General features: G+C 72.4%; 17 protein-coding genes. 13 read left to right on the top strand and 4 right to left on the bottom strand.

Going from position 1 to position 17,528, the window contains the following annotated elements:
• Window positions 1-102: 102 nt before the first annotated feature.
• Window positions 103-1,248 (bottom strand): MBL fold metallo-hydrolase, encoded by a 1,146-nt coding sequence (locus ACSMTC_RS10665; protein ID WP_436559413.1) that lies wholly within the window; start codon window positions 1,246-1,248, stop codon window positions 103-105.
• A gap of 505 nt (window positions 1,249-1,753) precedes the next feature.
• Between ACSMTC_RS10665 and fabG the strand changes: the two genes are divergently transcribed.
• Window positions 1,754-2,473, top strand: coding sequence for a 3-oxoacyl-[acyl-carrier-protein] reductase (fabG, locus tag ACSMTC_RS10660; RefSeq protein ID WP_436559412.1), 720 nt, complete (start codon window positions 1,754-1,756; stop codon window positions 2,471-2,473).
• Between the two features lie 2 nt (window positions 2,474-2,475).
• Window positions 2,476-3,243 (top strand): enoyl-ACP reductase FabI, encoded by a 768-nt coding sequence (gene fabI, locus ACSMTC_RS10655; RefSeq protein ID WP_436559411.1) that lies wholly within the window; start codon window positions 2,476-2,478, stop codon window positions 3,241-3,243.
• Between the two features lie 135 nt (window positions 3,244-3,378).
• Here the strand turns inward: fabI and ACSMTC_RS10650 are convergent, their stop codons facing one another.
• Complete coding sequence (locus ACSMTC_RS10650) at window positions 3,379-4,053, bottom strand: FadR/GntR family transcriptional regulator (protein ID WP_436564648.1); 675 nt, start codon at window positions 4,051-4,053, stop codon at window positions 3,379-3,381.
• Window positions 4,054-4,189: 136 nt separating this feature from the next.
• On the opposite strand from ACSMTC_RS10650, the gene ACSMTC_RS10645 reads away from it, so the two are divergent.
• The 3 genes from ACSMTC_RS10645 (at window position 4,190) to ACSMTC_RS10635 (ending at window position 6,306) form a co-directional block, all read left to right on the top strand.
• The gene (locus ACSMTC_RS10645) at window positions 4,190-5,476 is read left to right on the top strand and encodes a CynX/NimT family MFS transporter (protein ID WP_436559410.1); all 1,287 of its coding nucleotides are present in this window, start codon (window positions 4,190-4,192) and stop codon (window positions 5,474-5,476) included.
• Window positions 5,477-5,563: 87 nt separating this feature from the next.
• Window positions 5,564-5,686, top strand: coding sequence for an SGM_5486 family transporter-associated protein (locus ACSMTC_RS10640; RefSeq protein ID WP_436559409.1), 123 nt, complete (start codon window positions 5,564-5,566; stop codon window positions 5,684-5,686).
• A 92-nt stretch (window positions 5,687-5,778) separates the two neighbouring features.
• Window positions 5,779-6,306, top strand: a complete 528-nt coding sequence (locus ACSMTC_RS10635) for a SixA phosphatase family protein (protein WP_436559408.1) — start codon at window positions 5,779-5,781, stop codon at window positions 6,304-6,306.
• A 213-nt stretch (window positions 6,307-6,519) separates the two neighbouring features.
• Here ACSMTC_RS10635 and serB read toward each other — a convergent pair whose 3' ends face one another.
• Window positions 6,520-7,782 carry a phosphoserine phosphatase SerB gene (serB, locus tag ACSMTC_RS10630; RefSeq protein WP_436559407.1) on the bottom strand — a complete coding sequence of 421 codons (1,263 nt, stop codon included), beginning with the start codon at window positions 7,780-7,782 and terminating at the stop codon, window positions 6,520-6,522.
• Between the two features lie 276 nt (window positions 7,783-8,058).
• Here serB and ACSMTC_RS10625 point away from each other — a divergent pair, with 276 nt between their 5' ends.
• The 3 genes from ACSMTC_RS10625 (at window position 8,059) to ACSMTC_RS10615 (ending at window position 12,674) form a co-directional block, all read left to right on the top strand.
• Window positions 8,059-10,701, top strand: coding sequence for an FHA domain-containing protein (locus ACSMTC_RS10625; RefSeq protein WP_436559406.1), 2,643 nt, complete (start codon window positions 8,059-8,061; stop codon window positions 10,699-10,701).
• Window positions 10,702-10,861: 160 nt separating this feature from the next.
• Window positions 10,862-12,034 (top strand): GAF domain-containing sensor histidine kinase, encoded by a 1,173-nt coding sequence (locus ACSMTC_RS10620; protein ID WP_436559405.1) that lies wholly within the window; start codon window positions 10,862-10,864, stop codon window positions 12,032-12,034.
• Complete coding sequence (locus ACSMTC_RS10615) at window positions 12,027-12,674, top strand: response regulator (protein ID WP_436559404.1); 648 nt, start codon at window positions 12,027-12,029, stop codon at window positions 12,672-12,674. Before ACSMTC_RS10620 ends, ACSMTC_RS10615 begins: the two co-directional genes overlap by 8 nt.
• 15 nt (window positions 12,675-12,689) lie before the next feature.
• Here the strand turns inward: ACSMTC_RS10615 and ACSMTC_RS10610 are convergent, their stop codons facing one another.
• Window positions 12,690-13,487, bottom strand: a complete 798-nt coding sequence (locus tag ACSMTC_RS10610; protein ID WP_436559403.1) for a hypothetical protein — start codon at window positions 13,485-13,487, stop codon at window positions 12,690-12,692.
• A 203-nt stretch (window positions 13,488-13,690) separates the two neighbouring features.
• Between ACSMTC_RS10610 and ACSMTC_RS10605 the strand changes: the two genes are divergently transcribed.
• From ACSMTC_RS10605 to ACSMTC_RS10585, 5 genes are all read left to right on the top strand, one after another.
• Window positions 13,691-14,482 (top strand): ABC transporter ATP-binding protein, encoded by a 792-nt coding sequence (locus ACSMTC_RS10605; protein ID WP_436559402.1) that lies wholly within the window; start codon window positions 13,691-13,693, stop codon window positions 14,480-14,482.
• A gap of 111 nt (window positions 14,483-14,593) precedes the next feature.
• Window positions 14,594-15,016, top strand: coding sequence for an NfeD family protein (locus ACSMTC_RS10600; RefSeq protein ID WP_436559401.1), 423 nt, complete (start codon window positions 14,594-14,596; stop codon window positions 15,014-15,016).
• A gap of 10 nt (window positions 15,017-15,026) precedes the next feature.
• Window positions 15,027-16,076, top strand: a complete 1,050-nt coding sequence (locus tag ACSMTC_RS10595) for an SPFH domain-containing protein (protein ID WP_436559400.1) — start codon at window positions 15,027-15,029, stop codon at window positions 16,074-16,076.
• Between the two features lie 173 nt (window positions 16,077-16,249).
• Window positions 16,250-17,008: a sulfite exporter TauE/SafE family protein gene (locus tag ACSMTC_RS10590; protein WP_436559399.1), complete on the top strand. Its 759-nt coding sequence runs from the start codon at window positions 16,250-16,252 to the stop codon at window positions 17,006-17,008.
• 137 nt (window positions 17,009-17,145) lie between these two features.
• A complete protein-coding gene (locus tag ACSMTC_RS10585; protein WP_436559398.1) occupies window positions 17,146-17,448 on the top strand; it encodes a 4a-hydroxytetrahydrobiopterin dehydratase in 303 nt (100 codons plus the stop codon).
• Window positions 17,449-17,528: the final 80 nt, after the last annotated feature.

The following is a 17,528-nucleotide window of genomic DNA, read 5'->3' as shown; positions in this document are numbered from 1 at the left end:
CAGCCAGGCAATTTCCGGTCCGGGGTGCTCTCAGGGCACGGCGGACCCAGGGGCGGGGAACCGCGAGGCGGCCGCGCGGTTCCCCGGCTCCGCCGGGACTCCCTAGGCGAGGCCCTCCCACCAGAAGTCCAGCTCAGGGGGGTTGTCGACGTCGATGCGCTCACCGGGGCGGGGGACGGCCAGCGGTACGGCCTGGGCCTTGGTCTCGGCGATCAGGCGCTCGATGGGCTCGGCCCACGGGTGCAGGCCCAGGGTGAAGGTGCACCAGTGCACCGGGACGAGCAGCCCGGCCCGCAGGTCGAGGTGGGCCCGGACGGCGTCCTCCGGGGTCATGTGGATGTCGGCCCAGGCCTGGTCGTACGCGCCGACCTGGACCAGGGCGGCGTCGAACGGCCCGTGCCGCTCGCCGATCTCCGCGTAGCCCTCGAAGTAGCCCGAGTCCCCGGTGTAGTAGACCTTGCGGTTCGGCCCGGCGATCACCCAGGAGCCCCAGAGGGTGGTGTTGCGGGTGGTGCCCCGGCCGGAGAAGTGGTGGGCGGAGGTCAGGGTGAGGGTGAGATCGCCGAGGGTGCAGGTCTCCTCCCAGTCGAGCTCGATGATCCGGTGCTCGGGCACGCCCCAGCGCCGCAGGTGGCCGCCGATGCCCAGCGGCACCGCGAACGGCGCGGACTGCCCGGCCACCAGCCGCTTCACGGTGGCCATGTCCAGGTGGTCGTAGTGGTCGTGCGAGATCAGCACCGCGTCGACCGGCGGCAGGTCCTCCAGCTCGACCGGGACCGGGTGCAGCCGCTTGGGACCGAGCTGGGCGACGGGGGAGCAGCGTTCGCTCCACACCGGGTCGAGCAGCACCCGCTGCCCCTCGATCTCCACCAGCGCGGAGGCGTGCCCGTACCAGGTGATCTCGACGCCCTCGGCGGCGGGACGGCGGGCGCCGCCCTCGGGGACGACCACCGGCACCGGGCGGACGGGCTGCCTGCCCTCGCGCTCGAGGACCAGCCGGCGCAGGGTGGTCCGGTCGGTCGGCGGGCCGGGCACGGTCGCACCGGCCAGCGCGGAGGGGGCGTTGCGGAAGACACCGCCGTGGAACTGCGGGGAGTTGCGGATCCGCTCGTCGCGCGTGTCGGGGCGGCGCCCGAAGGCGGCGGGCACCTCGCGCAGTGCCCAGGCGGTGGCACCGGCCGCCAGGGCCAGGGCGGTGACGGCCGGAAGCCGCAGGCGACTGCCGGTGCTCGGTTGTGCCTTGCTCATCCGCTCTCTTCGCTTTCCTTGTCGCCGGTGGTCGGGCCGGGACAGGCCGTCGGTCCCGTCCGGGGCGGTCCTGCCGCAGAGCGCAACCATGCCCGGCCACGGGGGTGTGGGCAACCCGGCGTCCGCGGAACGAGCCCGCGGGCACGGAGGGTCCACCGCGCCCGCGCACCGTGCGCACGGCCGGGCGCCGGCCCGGGGCCCGCCGGACGGGCCCCAGGGTCCAACGGGCCCGGCGGGGCCGGTTGTTCCCGTTCCGCACCGGTTTCCCACGGCGGCTTCCGGCGGCGGTCCGGCCGGGGACGGCCGTGGATCCGGTCCGTGCACGCATTGTCGGAACACGACAGATCGAGGCGGGCCGACCCTGTGGGAGACCGATTCGTCGCAATCCGGGCAGGACCGATAGCGTCACACTGCGTACGCATTTCACCGCGAGCGCCCGCGGCCCGGCCAGCACTCCACGTGCGCCCCTCACAGGCCGCCGACAACTACGGAGAGAGGTGGATCGTTGAGCCGCTCGGTTCTGGTCACCGGAGGTAACCGGGGCATCGGCCTCGCGATCGCCCTTGCCTTCGCGGAGGCGGGGGACAAGGTTGCCATCACCAGCCGCTCGGGAGAGGTTCCCGAGGAGCTGGCGAAGCACAGTGTGATCGCCGTCCGCTGCGACATCAACGACGCCGAGCAGGTGGACGCGGCCTTCACCGAGGTCGAGACCCAGCACGGCCCGGTCGAGGTGCTGGTCGCCAACGCGGGCATCACCAAGGACACCCTGCTGCTGCGGATGTCCGAGGAGGACTTCACCTCGGTCCTGGACACCAACCTCACCGGGACCTTCCGGGTGGTCAAGCGGGCCTCGGCGAAGATGCTGCGGGCGCGCAAGGGCCGCATCGTGCTGATCTCCTCGGTGGTCGGCCTCACCGGCTCGCCGGGCCAGGCCAACTACGCGGCCTCCAAGGCCGGCCTGGTCGGTTTCGCCCGTTCGCTGGCGCGCGAGCTCGGTTCGCGCAACATCACCGTGAACGTGGTCGCTCCCGGCTTCGTGGACACCGACATGACCGCGGTGCTCACCGAGGAGCGCCGTAAGGAGATCGTTTCCGGCGTGCCGCTGGGGCGCTACGCTGCACCGGCCGAGATCGCGTCGGCGGTGCGCTTCCTGTCCTCGGACGAGGCCGCATACATCACCGGAGCCGTCATTCCCGTGGACGGCGGATTGGGCATGGGTCACTGAACATGAGCGGAATCCTTGAGGGCAAGCGCATCCTGATCACGGGTGTGCTGATGGAGTCGTCCATCGCCTTCCACGCCGCCAAGCTCGCCCAGGAGCAGGGCGCCGAGATCATCCTCACGGCCTTCCCCCGGCCCAGCCTGACCGAGCGGATCGCCAAGAAGCTCCCCAAGCCGGTGAAGGTGCTGGAGCTGGACGTCTCCAGCGAGGAGCAGCTGGCGGGCATCGCGGACAAGGTGCGCGAGCACCTGCCGACCCTGGACGGCATCGTCCACTCGATCGGCTTCGCCCCGCAGGACGCGCTCGGCGGCAACTTCCTGAACACCCCGTGGGAGTCCGTGGCCACCGCCATGCAGGTCTCGGCGTTCTCGCTGAAGTCGCTGACGATGGCGCTGCTCCCGCTGATGCAGGACGGCGGCTCGGTGGTCGGCCTGACCTTCGACGCGCAGTTCGCCTGGCCGAAGTACGACTGGATGGGCCCGGCCAAGGCCGCGCTGGAGGCCACCTCGCGCTACATGGCCCGCGACCTCGGCGAGCGCAACATCCGGGTGAACCTGGTCTCGGCCGGTCCGATCGGCTCGATGGCCGCCAAGTCCATCCCGGGCTTCGGTGACCTGGCCGCCACCTGGGACAGCCGCTCCCCGCTGAAGTGGGACCTCTCGGACCCCGAGCCGGCCGGCCGCGGCATCGTCGCGCTGCTGTCGGACTGGTTCCCGAAGACCACCGGTGAGATCGTCCACGTGGACGGCGGCCTGCACGCCATCGGCGCCTGACCCGAGCGGTAGGCGTGAGCCCCGGACCTCCGCGGTCCGGGGCTCAGGTGTTTCCCGGGAGCCGCCCTCCCGGGCCCGCTCAGCGGGATCCGTCCGTCGGGACCCGCTCACCGGATCCCGCCCGGCCGGGATCCGTCACACCTCGGCGGCGCCGCACGCGCCGATCGCCCGGCCCGCCTCGAACGAGGCCCGCTGGGCGTCGCCCTCCCGGATCGCCTCGATGATCCCGTCGTGGCCGAGGTACTTCTCGGGGACCAGCTCCGGGCCGACGTCGTGCCGCAGATGGGCCCGCAGCACCTCGCCGAGGTCCGCGTAGATCGCCGAGATCACCTCGTTGTGCGCCGCCGTCACCACCGCCTGGTGGAAGGCCGCGTCCGCCTGGACGAAGTCCTCCGGATCACCCGAGGACCAGGCCGTCTCCCGGCGGGCCAGGGTGGTCTCCATCAGTGTCAGGTCGCGTTCGGTGCGCCGCCCGGCGGCCAGGCCGGCGGCGGCGCTCTCCAGCATCGAGCGCAGCTCGGCGACCTGGTCCTGGTCGGCGTCGGCGAACCGGCGGTGCATCACCCCGGCCAGCTCGCTGGTGGCCAGTACATAGGTGCCCGAGCCCTGGCGGATGTCCAGCAGCCCGTTGTGCGCGAGTGCCCGCACGGCCTCCCTGACCGTGTTGCGCGCCACCCCGAGCTGCTCGACCAGCGCGGCCTCGGTGGGGATCCGCGAGCCGACCGGCCATTCGCCCGAGGTGATCTGGGCGCGGAGCTGCGCGATCACCTGGTCGGACAGCGGTGTTCGCCGGGTGGCTGACAGCACCATGGACTCCGTCTCCTGCTGTGTGAGGACCTGGGTGGACCGTACCGCGATCGACACGGGCCGGAACGCTGGTGAAGACCTGATGAAGCTCAGGATACCGGCGCGCATGAATTCATCCCATCATTCTATGATGGGCGGCATGTCCACCGCAGCAGACACCACCACCGACCCCGACGCCACCGCGCGATCCACCGCCATCCACCCGGCCGAACCCGGCGCCGACGACCGCCGCAGCCGCTACCTGGGCTGGCTGCTCGCCGCCGCGATCGCCGCCGCCGCGCTCAACCTCCGGCCGGTGGTCACCAGCCTCGGTCCGCTCCTCGACAAGGTCCGGTCCGATCTGGGGATGAGCCCCACCGTCGCCGGGCTGCTCACCGCGGTGCCCTCGCTCTGCTTCGCGATCTTCGGTGGCGCCGCCCCCGCGCTGGCCCGGAAGGTCGGCCCGATCGCCGTGGTCACGGCCGGGATGGGCGCGATCGCGCTGGGCGTGACCGCCCGCTCCTTCGCCGGCGGCACGGCGGTCTTCCTGCTGCTCACCGCCGTCGCCCTGGCGGGTGTCGCGGTCTCCAACGTCCTGCTCCCGGTGGTCATCAAGCGGTACTTCCCCGATCAGGTCGGCCCGATGATCGGCCTCTACTCGATGGCGCTGTCGGCCGGCACCGCGCTGGCCGCCGCGATCACCGTCCCGGTGACCACCGCCCTGGGCGGTGACTGGCGGCTCGGCCTGGGTGTCTGGGGCCTGCTCGGCGTGGCGGCCCTGGTGCTCTGCCTGGTGACGCTGGTGCTGCGCCGGGAGCGGGGCGCCGGCCGGGGCGCGGAGGGCGCCGCCGCCAGGCTGCCGATTCGGCGCAGCCGCACCGCCTGGGCGCTGGCCGCGTTCTTCGGCCTGCAGTCCACCAGCGCGTACGCCGCCATGGGCTGGCTGCCCAAGATCTACCAGGACGCCGGGGTCTCGGAGGGGGCCTCCGGGGTGCTGCTGGCACTGGTGATGGCGATCGGCGTCCCGGCCTCCTTCGTGCTGCCGAACATGGCCGCCCGCCGCGGCGACCAGCGGCTGTTCGTGGTGGTGCTGGGCCTGTGCGGCATCGTCGGCTACCTCGGCCTGGCCTTCGCCGCGGGCACCGTCTCCTGGCTGTGGGCCGTGCTGGTCGGCCTGTCGATGTGCGCCTTCCCGCTCGCGCTGACCATGATCGGCCTGCGTGCCAGGACCCCGGGCGGGGTGGCCCAGCTCTCCGCCTTCGCGCAGAGCATCGGGTACCTGATCTCCATCCCGGGGCCGATCCTGGTCGGCAGCATCTACGGGGCCACCGGCTCCTGGTACCTGCCGCTGGGCTTCCTGACGGTGCTGCTGGTGCCGCAGATGCTGGTCGGCATGCGCGCGGGCCTGGCCAGGCACATCGAGGACGAGGCCCCCGCCGGCGTCTGAAACCTCCCTGCGCCCCGGCACCAAGCGCAGGTCAAATGCCGTACCCCGGTTTCCGCCCGGCGGGTTTGGGATGCGAGACTCGGCGCCATGCCAGTTCTCGAACCGAACCCGCCGAATGGCCAGAAGAAGCTGCTGCAGATGCTCGGCGTGATCGCGGCGATCGTCGTCGTGGTGTCGATCGTCGCCAGCATCGCCCAGAGCATGGGCTGACCCGGGAACGGTCCGGGGCGCTCCACTCCTGTGGGTGGCGCCGGTCGGGAGCACCGCGCCCGGCGGGCGATTTTCTGCGAAGCTCTGGGAGTATGAGCGCCGACACTCCCCGCAGGATCATCGTTCTCCGCCACGCCAAGGCCGACTGGCCGAACCAGGTGGACGACCACGAGCGGCCGCTCGCCGACCGTGGCCACACCCAGGCGAAGGAGGCCGGCGAGTGGCTCGCCGACTCCGGCATCAACCCCGACTACGTGCTCTGCTCCTCCTCGCTGCGGACCAGGGAGACCTGGAAGCTCGCCGTTCACGGCCTGCCCAAGCGGCCCCGGAAGACGGTCTACGAGGAGCGGCTGTACGAGGCCAGCCCCGGTGAGATCATCGCGGTGCTGCAGGACACCCCCGACGAGTACAGCGACCTGCTGCTGGTCGGCCACAACCCCGGGCTGCTCGGGCTGACCCAGGTCCTGGCGGGCGACGAGGGCGATCCGGACGCGCTGAACCGCCTTCGCCTGGGCGGGTTCCCGACGGCGGCGGTCGCGGTTCTGAGCTTCACCGGCTCCTGGAAGGACGTCGAACCGGGCGTTGCGAAGCTGGACACCTTCCATAGCCCGCAGGACTGATCGGCCGCTCCGCGGAGGGGCGGACCACCGGGGGCGCGGGAGACGCGCGGATGCCCGAACCCGCGAGGCGTGCCGTCTCGCGCGCCCCTGACGGCGCGTTCCGCCCGCGGCGAGCCGGACCCTGGTCGTGGTGGGCGGCGGCACGGCCGTGACCGGGCCGTGCCGCCGCCGAGGCCGCCGCCCACGGCTCCGCGGCCGGGGCGGCCGAAGCCGTCAGTCCGCCAGGTCGGCGGCCTCCACCTCTTCACGGGTGATCCCGAGCAGGTACAGGACGGTGTCCAGGAAGGGGACGTTCACGGCGGTGTCGGCGGCCTCCCGGACCACCGGCTTGGCGTTGAAGGCGACCCCCAGACCGGCCGCGTTGAGCATGTCGAGGTCGTTGGCCCCGTCCCCGATCGCCACCGTCTGCTCCAGCGGCACCCGGGCCTGCTCGGCGAAGCGCGTCAGCCAGCGGGCCTTGCCCGCCCGGTCCACGATCTCCCCGGTGACCCGGCCGGTGAACTTCCCGTCCTCGACCTCCAGGGTGTTGGCCGCCGCGAAGTCCAGGCCCAGCCGTTCCACCAGGTGGTCGGTGACCTGGGTGAACCCGCCGGAGACGATCCCGACCTGGTAGCCGAGCCGCTGGAGCGTACGGATCAGGGTGCGGGCGCCGGGCGTCAGACGCACCTCGGAGCGGACCTTGTCCGTCACGGCGGCGTCCAGGCCGGCCAGCAGGGCGACCCGGGCCCGCAGCGACTCCGCGAAGTCCAGTTCGCCGCGCATCGCGGCGGCGGTCACCTCGGCGACCTGGGCCTCGCAGCCGGCGTGCGCGGCGAAGAGCTCGATCACCTCGTCCTGGATCAGGGTGGAGTCGACGTCCATCACGACCAGGCGCTTGGCCCGGCGGTGCAGACCGGCCTGGACCACGGCGACGTCCACCCGCTGCGCGGCCGCCTCGACGGCCAGCTCGGCACGCAGGTGCTCGGTGGCGACGCCGGACACGGCCAGTTCGACGGCGGTCACCGGGTACTTGGCCAGGCGGAAGACGCGGTCGATGTTGCCGCCCGCCTCGGAGACCCGGTGGGCCAGCGCCGCGACGGCGGTGGCGGTCAGCGGATGGCCGAGGACGGTGACGTGCGAGCGGCCCTCGCGGCGGGGGCGGTTGTCGCCGGTACCCGAGATGATCTCGGCCTGGAGCCGGAGGCTCTCGGCCCACCGGTGCACGGTGACCCGCAGCGCGCCCTCGGCGCTGGAGGTGTGCGGGGGAGTGATCAGGGCGCACAGCGTTATCCGGCCACGGGTGACCACCTGCTCGATGTCGATCACGTCGACGCCGAACTCGCCGAGTGTGGTGAACAGGCCGGCGGTGATACCGGGGCGGTCCTTGCCGAACACCTTGACCAGCAGGGTGCGCTCGTCGTCGGCGCCGCGTTGCGGGAGAGGTGCGGTGGGCTGCGGGGCGGGGAGGGGCTCAGCGGCCGGAGGCGTTGCGTTCATGGTGTCTCCCACGCTACCGGGCCCGCCCGCCCGCGCACCGTACCCGTCCGGCCTGTGGACCCCCGCGGCCGGGCGTGCCGGGAAGGGCGTCCCCGCTGCCGGCGGACGGCCCCCACCCACGGGAGGTTCACCCTTCTTCCCGAGGTCCGTCACGAGTCGTCCCCGGACGCCGGAGCGGCCGCGGACCGATTTCGAGCGGCAGCGGACGGCTGGAATGATTCGCCCTGTCAGATACAGGTACACCCGGGGGAACCGGAGAAGCGGGGCGGGCGGACAGTGCCGCAACTCGTACTAGACATCAACGGGCAGCAGCGGGTCCTGGAGCCCGGACGGTCGTACACCATCGGGCGTGACCCGAACTCGGACTTCAGGTTCGAGGACGCCAGGGTCTCCTGGCGGCACGCCACCATCTCCTTCGACGGCACCGGCTGGAAGCTGGAGGACCACGGCAGCACCAACGGCACCTACGCCTCCGGCGGCCGCACGCTGCACGTGCAGCTGCTGCCGGGGACCGTGCTGCACCTCGGCAACGCCGAGAACGGGCCCAGGCTCGCCTTCTCCGCCCCGGCCGGGCCACCTGCCCAGCAGCAGGCCGCACAGCCGCAGACACCGTCCTGGTACGAGGCCACCACGGCACCCCGGCCGGGCCCGAGCGCGGCCCAGTCCCAGCAGTACCGGCCCGAGCCGGTGCCACAGCAGCCGCAGCCGCAGCAGCAGCCGCCGATGCCGCAGCAGCAGCCGATGCCGCAGCAGCAGTCCTGGCCCGCCCAGCCCCCGGTCCAGCAGCCCCCTTTCCCGCAGCCGCAGCCGCAGCCGCAGCAGCAGCCGCCGATGCCGCAGCAGCAGTGGCCCGCCCCGCAGCCACCCGCCTTCCCCCAGCAGTCCCAGGGCGCCGCGCAGCCGCAGGCCGGTGCCGGCAACCCGACCATGGTGCGCAGCCTCAGCACGGGCGCGCGGACCATCAGGATCGGCCGCGCCCTGGACAACGACATCGTGGTCTCCGACCTCCAGGTCTCCCGCCACCACGCCGAGCTGCGCCAACTGCCAGACGGCCGCTGGGAGATCGTCGACCTCGGCAGCCACAACGGGATCTTCCTCAACGGCCAGCCGGTGCAGCGTCAGCTGATGGGCCAGCAGGACCGGCTCACCGTCGGCCACTCCACCTTCACCCTGGTCGGCGACCAGCTGCAGGAGTTCGTCGACACCGGTGCGGTCTCCTTCTCCGCCCGCCACCTGACCGTCGAGGTCGAGCACAAGGGTGCCAAGAAGGTCCTGCTCAACGATGTGAGCTTCGCGGTCCCCGAGAAGTCCTTCGTCGCCGTCATCGGCCCCTCGGGCTCCGGAAAGTCCACCCTGCTGCGCGCCCTCACCGGCTACCGGCCCGCCGACCGGGGCGACGTGCTCTACGACGGGCGCAACCTCTACAAGCAGTTCGCCGAACTGCGGTCCCGGATCGGCCTGGTCCCGCAGTCGGAGATCCTGCACAAGGAACTCACCGTCCGCACCGGTCTCAAGTACGCCGCCCGGCTGCGCTTCCCCGGTGACACCGAGGCCGCCGAGCGCGAGCGCCGGATCGACGAGGTCCTGTACGAGCTGCGCCTGGACAAGCGCGCCGACAACCGGATCACCGCGCTCTCCGGCGGCCAGCAGAAGCGCGTCTCGGTCGCGCTGGAGCTGCTCACCAAGCCCTCGCTGATCTTCCTGGACGAGCCCACCTCGGGCCTCGACCCGGGCATGGACCGCGAGGTGATGCAGACCCTGCGCGGGCTCGCCGACGACGGCCGCACGGTCCTGGTGGTCACCCACTCGGTGGCCGAACTCGCGCTCTGCGACCGACTGCTGGTGATGGCGCCGGGCGGTTCGGTGGCGTACTTCGGGCCGCCGGACGAGGCGCTGCACTTCTTCGGCTACGAGAGCTGGGCGGACGTCTTCCAGGCCTTCGAGAACTACCCGGACCACGACTGGGCCGGCCGCTACCGGGGCTCGGTGCACTACCAGCAGTACTCGGCGGACGTGGACTCGGCCGATGCCCAGTCGGCCGCCGTCGCCCGGGAGCAGATCCGCCCGCCCAAGCCGCAGAGCTGGCTCTCCCAGTGGTGGACGCTGGTCCGCCGCTACCTCGCGGTGATCGCCTCCGACTGGGGCTACATCGGGCTGTCCCTGCTGATGCCGCTGCTGCTGGGCGTGCTGAGCACACTGATCCCGGACGACCTGGGGCTGCGTCCCAACGCCCGTGGCCTCAACGGCATCGCCGGCATGATCCTGATGGTCATCGCGTTCGGCGCCTGCCTGTCCGGATCGGCCAACTCGGTCCGTGAGCTGATCAAGGAACGGGCGATCTACGAACGGGAACGCGCCTCCGGGCTCTCCCGGTCGGCGTACCTGATGTCGAAGATCACCGTGCTCAGCGGGGTCAGCGTGGTGCAGGGGGCGATCATCTCGGGGATCGGCTTCGGCGCGCGCGAACTGCCCACCGAGGGGCTGGTGTTCAAGCATGCGCCGATCATCGAGATGGGCATCGGCGTCGTCCTGCTCAGCATCACCTCGATGATGGTCGGCCTGGTGATCTCCGCCCTGGTCAGGACGGCCGAGAAGACCATGCCGCTGCTGGTGATGTTCGCCCTCGTGCAGATGGTCTTCACCGGTACGGTCTTCCAGCTCTTCCACAAGCCCGGCCTGGAGCAGCTGGCCTGGCTGATGCCCGCCCGCTGGGGCGTCGCCGCCTCGGGCACCACCCTCGACCTGGCGCACCTCGACCCGATGGGCGGCAAGCCGGACGAGATCGACGCGCTCTGGAGCCACTCGGCCGGCCACTGGTTCGTCAACTGCCTGGTCCTGGTGGCCATGTCGGTCGCACTGGCGTTCCTGGTGCAGCGACTGCAGCGCCGGCACGAGCCCGAGGTCATGCAGAAGGGCTGACCCGGCGGGCGCACGGGCGGTCCCGGTCGAATCCCCACGGATCCGGTCCGGGGCCGCCCGTCGGCGTATCCGGGCTGTTCGGCCCCGGCCGGGCTCCGCCGCAGGTCCTACGCCCGGCGCCCCATGACCGGCCCGCCGGACCGGCGGTAGCGTTGAGGGCATGACCGCCGACGAACCCACCCCTGTCTGCGACCCCAGCCTCGGCGGGATCGAGGCGGTCAGCACCGCCGTCCTCGCGATGAGCCGGCACCTGGAGGTCCGCGAGGTGCTGCGCCGGATCACCGCGTCCGCCCGGCAGCTGCTGGACGCCGAGTACGCGGCCCTCGGCGTGCCCGACGACCACGGCGGCTTCGCCCAGTTCGTGGTGGACGGCGTCACCGACGAGCAGTGGCGGGCCATCGGCCCGCTGCCCCGCCAGCACGGCGTGCTCGCCTCGATGCTCCACCGGCTCGACCCGACCCGGCTCGCCGACGTCCGCCTCGCCCCCGACTTCGAGGGCTGGCCCGACGCGCACCCCGACCTGAAGGACTTCCTCGGGATGCCGATCACCGACGACGGCGAGGTCCTCGGCGCGGTCTTCCTCGCCAACAAGCGCGGCGCCGAGGGCCGGCCCCGCGGCTTCACCGAACGCGACGAGGAACTCCTGCGCATCCTCGCCGCGCACGCCGCCATCGCGCTGGGCAACGCCCGCCTCTACGAGCGCAGCCGCGAACTCACCCTGGCCGGTGAACGCGCCCGGATCGCCCACGACCTGCACGACGCGGTCTCGCAGAAGCTCTTCTCGCTGCGCCTCACCGCCAAGGCCGCCGCCACCCTGGTCGACCGCGACCCGGCCAGGGCCCGCGCCGAACTCGCCGAGGTGGCCCGCCTGGCGGCCGAGGCCGCCGACGAACTGCGCACCGTGGTGGTCGAGTTGCGCCCCGCGGCGCTGGACGAGGACGGTCTGGTCGCCACCCTCGCCTCGCAGGTCCAGCTGCTGGACCGGGCCCACACCGCGGTGGTCCGCTTCAGCAGCCGGGGGGTGCGGGCGCTGCCCTCGGCCCAGGAGGCGGCGCTGCTGCGGGTCGCCCAGGAGGCCCTGCACAACGCCCTGCGGCACGCCGGTGCCGAGCACGTCGACGTCACCCTGGCCGCCGCCGCGGCGGGGCGCGGCGCGGTGCTGCGGGTGGTCGACGACGGACACGGCTTCGACCCCGACTCGGTCCAGCGGGCCGGACGCCACCTCGGGCTGGTGTCGATGCGCGACCGGGCGGCCGCGGTCGGCGGCACCCTGGCGCTGGAATCGGCCCCCGGCGAGGGGACCGTCGTGGAGATGGAGGTACCCGGTGCCTGACACGTCGTCGGCGATCCGCGTCCTGCTGGTGGACGACCACCAGGTGGTCCGGCGCGGCCTGCGGACCTTCCTGGAGGTGCAGGACGACATCGAGGTGGTCGGTGAGGCCGCGGACGGCGCGGAGGGCGTCGCGCGCGCCCGGGAACTGCTGCCGGACGTCGTCCTGATGGACCTGAAGATGCCCGGGACGGACGGGATCGAGGCGCTCAAACTCCTCAAGGAGCAGGGCAACCCGGCCCGGATCCTGATCGTCACCAGCTTCACCGAGCACCGGACCATGGTCCCCGCCCTGCGGGCCGGCGCGGCCGGCTACGTGTACAAGGACGTCGACCCGGAGGCGTTGGCCGGAGCGATCCGGTCCGTGCACGCCGGGCACGTGCTGCTCCAGCCCGAACTCGCCGAGGCGCTGCTCTCCGACGACGGCCCTCGCCCCCCGCAGGGCCGGGGCGGCACCCTCACCGAACGCGAGCGCGAGGTCCTCGGCCACATCGCCGACGGACGCTCCAACCGCGAGATCGCCCGCGCGCTCCACCTCTCCGAGAAGACGGTCAAGACCCACGTCTCCAACATCCTGATGAAACTCGACGTCGCCGACCGCACCCAGGCCGCCCTCTGGGCCGTCCGCAACAGCGAGGCGTAGCGGCGGAAAGGTCCGCTAGCGCGGTTCGTCGGCGAGGGAGTTGTAGGCGGCGACCTGGGCACGGCGGGAGGTCCGGACCAGGGGCGCCAGCACCTCGCGGCGGGCCGCCATCTCGGAGGCGCTGACCGCCGCCCCGTGCCCGCCCAGCGCGATGGCGAGCAGCGCCGAGATCCGCCGGGCCGACTCCAGGACGCGTACGGCGCGCGGCGGGTACCCGGGTGCGAGCAGTTCCGTGTGCCCGCGCCGCCGGTACTCCTCCAGCGCCCGCAGCGCCTCGGGCCCGGCCCCCGCCACGTCCAGTCTCGTGAGCAGCACGGTCGCCTCCCGCAGCCCGTCCGCGAGCTCGCGCTCGGCCTCGAACAGCGAGGGCACCCCGGCCGGCGGGCCCTCGTTGACCGGGCGGCAGCGCCACAGCACCCGCACCCCCTGGTCGCCGGCCGGGCCGTAGACCTCGACCTCGGGGACCAGGCCGATCGGCGCCCCGATCGCCAGCACCGCCTCACCGGCCGCCATGGCCTCCGCGTTGAACTCCGGGGGCCCGGTCAGCCCCAGCGGGTGCCCGGCGTCCGGCAGGGCCAGCCGGAGCCCGGTCACGCCGAGCACGCGGAGCCGGCCGAGCGCCCAGGTCAGCCCGTGCTCGTCCCCGGCCGCGTCGCCCGGCAGCCCGGTGACCCGGTGAGTCTCGTCCTCGCCGAGCACCGCCGCCGCCGCGTCGTCGGGCGAGGCCAGCCCGGAGAGCAGGGCGTTGCCCCACGCGGTCAGCCGCCCGGAGCGGGGTTCTTCGTACGGATTGTCGACAGGAGTAGCGAGCATCCGGCCAGCCTACGGAAAACTCGGCCATCCGCGTGGCGTAGGTTTGGGAGAGTGCTGCGTGCGGCTCACCTCTCCGAACCTCATCCCGGTAACCGGAGCGGTCTGCCCGTTCGCACCGACTGACGAGACGAGTGGACCGCACCCCGAGGACCTTTCGCGCAGGTCCCACGGACGGCCGAATCTGCATTGGGGAAGGCGTAGGCATGAGCGACGTGCTGGAGCTGGTGGACGTATCCGTGGTCCGGGATGGGCACGCGCTCATCGACCAGGTCTCCTGGTCGATTTCGGAGGGGGAGCGCTGGGTGATCCTCGGGCCCAACGGCGCGGGCAAGACGACCCTGCTGCAGGTCGCCTCCACCTACCTGTTCCCGAGCACCGGAACCGCCGCCATCCTCGGCGAGAAGCTCGGCGGCGTGGACGTCTTCGAGCTGCGCCAGCGGATCGGCCTGGCCGGCGCCTCGATGATGGACCGGCTGCCCGCCGACCAGACCGTGCTGCAGGTGGTGCTGACCGCCGCGTACGGCATGACGGTCAGCTGGCGGGAGCAGTACGAGACCACCGACGAGGAGCGGGCCCTCGCCCTGCTCGACCGGCTCGGCATGGCCGGCCTGGTCGACCGCAAGTTCGGCACCCTCTCCGAGGGCGAGCGCAAGCGCACCCTGATCGCCCGCGGTCTGATGACCGACCCCGAGCTGCTGCTCCTCGACGAGCCCGCCGCCGGCCTGGACCTGGGCGGCCGTGAGGACCTGGTCCGCCGCCTCGGCGCGCTGGCCCAGGACAGGAACGCGCCCGCGATGGCGATGGTCACCCACCACGTCGAGGAGATCGCCCCGGGCTTCACCCATGTGCTGATGATCCGCCAGGGCAAGGTGCTGACCGCCGGTCCGATCGACACCGAGCTGACCGCCCGCAACCTCTCGCTCTGCTTCGGCCTGCCGCTCACCCTGGAGCGCCGCGGCGACCGCTGGGCCGCCCAGGGCCTGCCGCTGGGCTGAGCACGACCGGAGGACAGCCGAAAACGGGACCGGTCGCACGTGCGACCGGTTTCCGCCCATCGACCTGCGGGAACCTACGCCGGAAGAGTCGTCCGTACCTAGGATGGGGCTGTGGAGAGCTGGATCTGGTGGCTGTTGGCCGCCGTCGGCCTGGGCATACCGCTGGTGCTGACCGCGCTGCCGGAGTTCGCGATGTTCGCGGTCGGCGCCGGTGCCGCCGCGCTGGCCGCCGGGCTCGGCGCCGGTGTGGTGCTCCAGTTCCTGATCTTCGTGGGGGTCTCCGTCGCGCTGCTGGTCCTCGTCCGGCCGATCGCCTACCGGCAGCTGCGGCAGGCGCCGGAACTCCGGACGGGCACGGCGGCGCTGATCGGAGCCACCGCGGTCGTTCAGGAACAGGTCGACGGGGAGGGCGGCCGGATCAAACTCAACGGTGAGATCTGGTCGGCCCGTGCGCTTCATCCCGGCATGGTCTACCAGCCGGGTCAGCAGGTCGATGTTGTCGAAATCCAGGGCGCCACCGCCCTGGTCGTCTAGGGGAGAGTCCGTGGAACCCGTCCTTATCGTGCTGGTCGTCCTGGTCGTGGTGGCCTTCATCGCACTGATCAAGACGATCCAGGTGATCCCGCAGGCGAGCGCGGCCATCGTGGAGCGCTTCGGCCGCTACACCCGGACTCTGAACGCGGGCCTGAACATCGTCGTCCCGTTCATCGACACCGTGCGCAACCGGATCGACCTGCGTGAGCAGGTCGTCCCGTTCCCGCCGCAGCCGGTGATCACCCAGGACAACCTGGTGGTCAACATCGACACCGTCATCTACTACCAGGTGACCGACCCGCGCGCCGCCACCTACGAGGTCGCCAGCTACATCCAGGCGATCGAGCAGCTCACCGTCACCACCCTGCGCAACATCATCGGTTCGATGGACCTGGAGTCCACCCTGACGTCCCGTGAGGTCATCAACGCGGGTCTGCGCGGGGTGCTCGACGAGGCCACCGGCAAGTGGGGCATCCGGGTCAACCGGGTCGAGCTCAAGGCGATCGAGCCGCCGAGCTCCATCCAGGACTCGATGGAGAAGCAGATGCGCGCCGACCGTGACAAGCGCGCCGCGATCCTCGCCGCCGAGGGTGCCCGACAGGCCCAGATCCTGCGCGCCGAGGGTGAGAAGCAGGCCGAGGTGCTCAAGGCCGAAGGTGAGGCCCAGGCCTCCGTGCTGCGCGCCGACGGTGAGGCGGCCGCCATCCGTACCGTCTTCGAGGCCATCCACGACGGCGACGCCGACCAGAAGCTGCTCGCCTACCAGTACCTGCAGACCCTGCCCGAGCTGGCCAAGGGCGACTCCAACAAGCTCTGGATCATCCCGAGCGAGGTCGGCGACGCGCTCAAGGGCCTCGGCGGCGCCTTCACCGGTCTGACCGGCGGCAACGGTGCCGGACCGGCCGCCGCCGCCCCGACGCCCACTCAGGTTCCGCTCGACCCGGCGGCCCGGCCCTCCGTCACCCCGCCCACCGGTCCGGGGCCGGTGGACATCGAGAAGGGCGCCGCCCGCCCCCGGGTCGAGCCGACCCGGGAGTACCCCAAGATCGACCCGGAGTGACCGTCCTGATCCGGCCATCCTGATCAGATCCCGACGACCGGCCCGCCCCCGGATCCACCCGGAGGCGGGCCGTCCGCCGTCCGGCTCCCCGTTCCGGATGGCGGATACCCCCTGGCCCTCGTGCCGCGCTTGCCGGATGATCAGCGAGACAGTAGCGAGCGAGGGGTACGGGCATGACGTTGTGGGAGGGGCTGCTCGTCCTGGTCGCCGGGCTCGGCGCCGGAACGATCAACACGGTCGTCGGCTCGGGCACCCTGATCACCTTTCCGGTACTGCTCGCCCTCGGCCTGCCGCCGGTCACCGCCAACGTCTCCAACACCCTCGGCCTGGTCCCCGGTGCGCTCAGCGGAGCCATCGGATACCGCCGCGAACTCACCGGACAGGCACCCCGGCTGCGCCGGCTCGGCGCCGCCGCCCTGCTCGGCGGACTGCTCGGCGCCTACCTGCTGGTCAGGCTGCCGGGCAGCGCCTTCAAGGCGATCGTCCCGGTACTGATCCTGCTCGCCCTGGTCCTGGTGGTGGTCCAGCCCCGGGTGGCCCGCGCGATGGCCGCCCGGCGGCGGGGAGAGGCCGCGGCCGAAGCCGGCCCGCTGCTGCTGGCCGGGGTCTTCCTCACCGGCGTCTACGGCGGATACTTCGGCGCCGCGCAGGGCGTCCTGCTGATCGCCCTGATGGGCATGCTGCTGGACGACGGGATGCAGCGCATCAACGCGGCCAAGAACGTGCTCGCGCTGATCGTCAACGGCGTCGCCGCCGTCTTCTTCCTCCTCACCTCGCACATCGACTGGACCGTGGTCCTGCTGATCGCCGCCGGATCGGTGCTGGGCGGACAGCTCGGCGCCAGGATCGGCCGACGGCTGGCCCCGCCCGTACTGCGCGGCATCATCGTGGCGGTCGGCCTGGTCGCCGTCGGCCGGCTGCTCGTCACCTGACGGTCCGCCGGACGCCGCGACGGACCGGAAGCGGGCCCGCGGTGCGCGGTGTCGCCGGGCTCGCGGGCGGCCGCCTCCATATGCTCCTGTGAGCGCACCGGGCCCCGGTGGGCACACCCCGAGGGAGAAGCAACACCATGAGCGGACGCCCGGCCCTGCTGACCGAGGACGAGATCACGGCGGCACTCGACGCACTGCCCGACTGGACCCGCGAGGGCGACTCGATCACCCGTACCGTCGAGGCGTCCGGCTTCCCCGCCGCGATCCGGATCGTGGACTCGGTCGCCGTGACCGCCGAGCAGATGGACCACCACCCCGACATCGACATCCGCTGGCGGACCCTGCGCTTCGTCCTCGCCACCCACAGCGAAGGCGGCCTGACCAGCCTTGACTTCGCCCTCGCGGCCAGGATCGACGAGGCCGTGCGCGCCGACTCCTGAGCCTGGACCGGCAGCCGCAGTCCAGGGCTTCGGACGGCGTGTCCGCACCGACATGAGATGCTGGCGCCTCGTAGCACGCA

This window comes from Kitasatospora sp. HPM-01-4, from assembly GCF_051374625.1.
Taxonomy (GTDB): domain Bacteria; phylum Actinomycetota; class Actinomycetes; order Streptomycetales; family Streptomycetaceae; genus Kitasatospora.
Note: the sequence above shows the minus strand (reverse complement) of the source record. Positions and strands in the feature narration are given on the sequence as shown.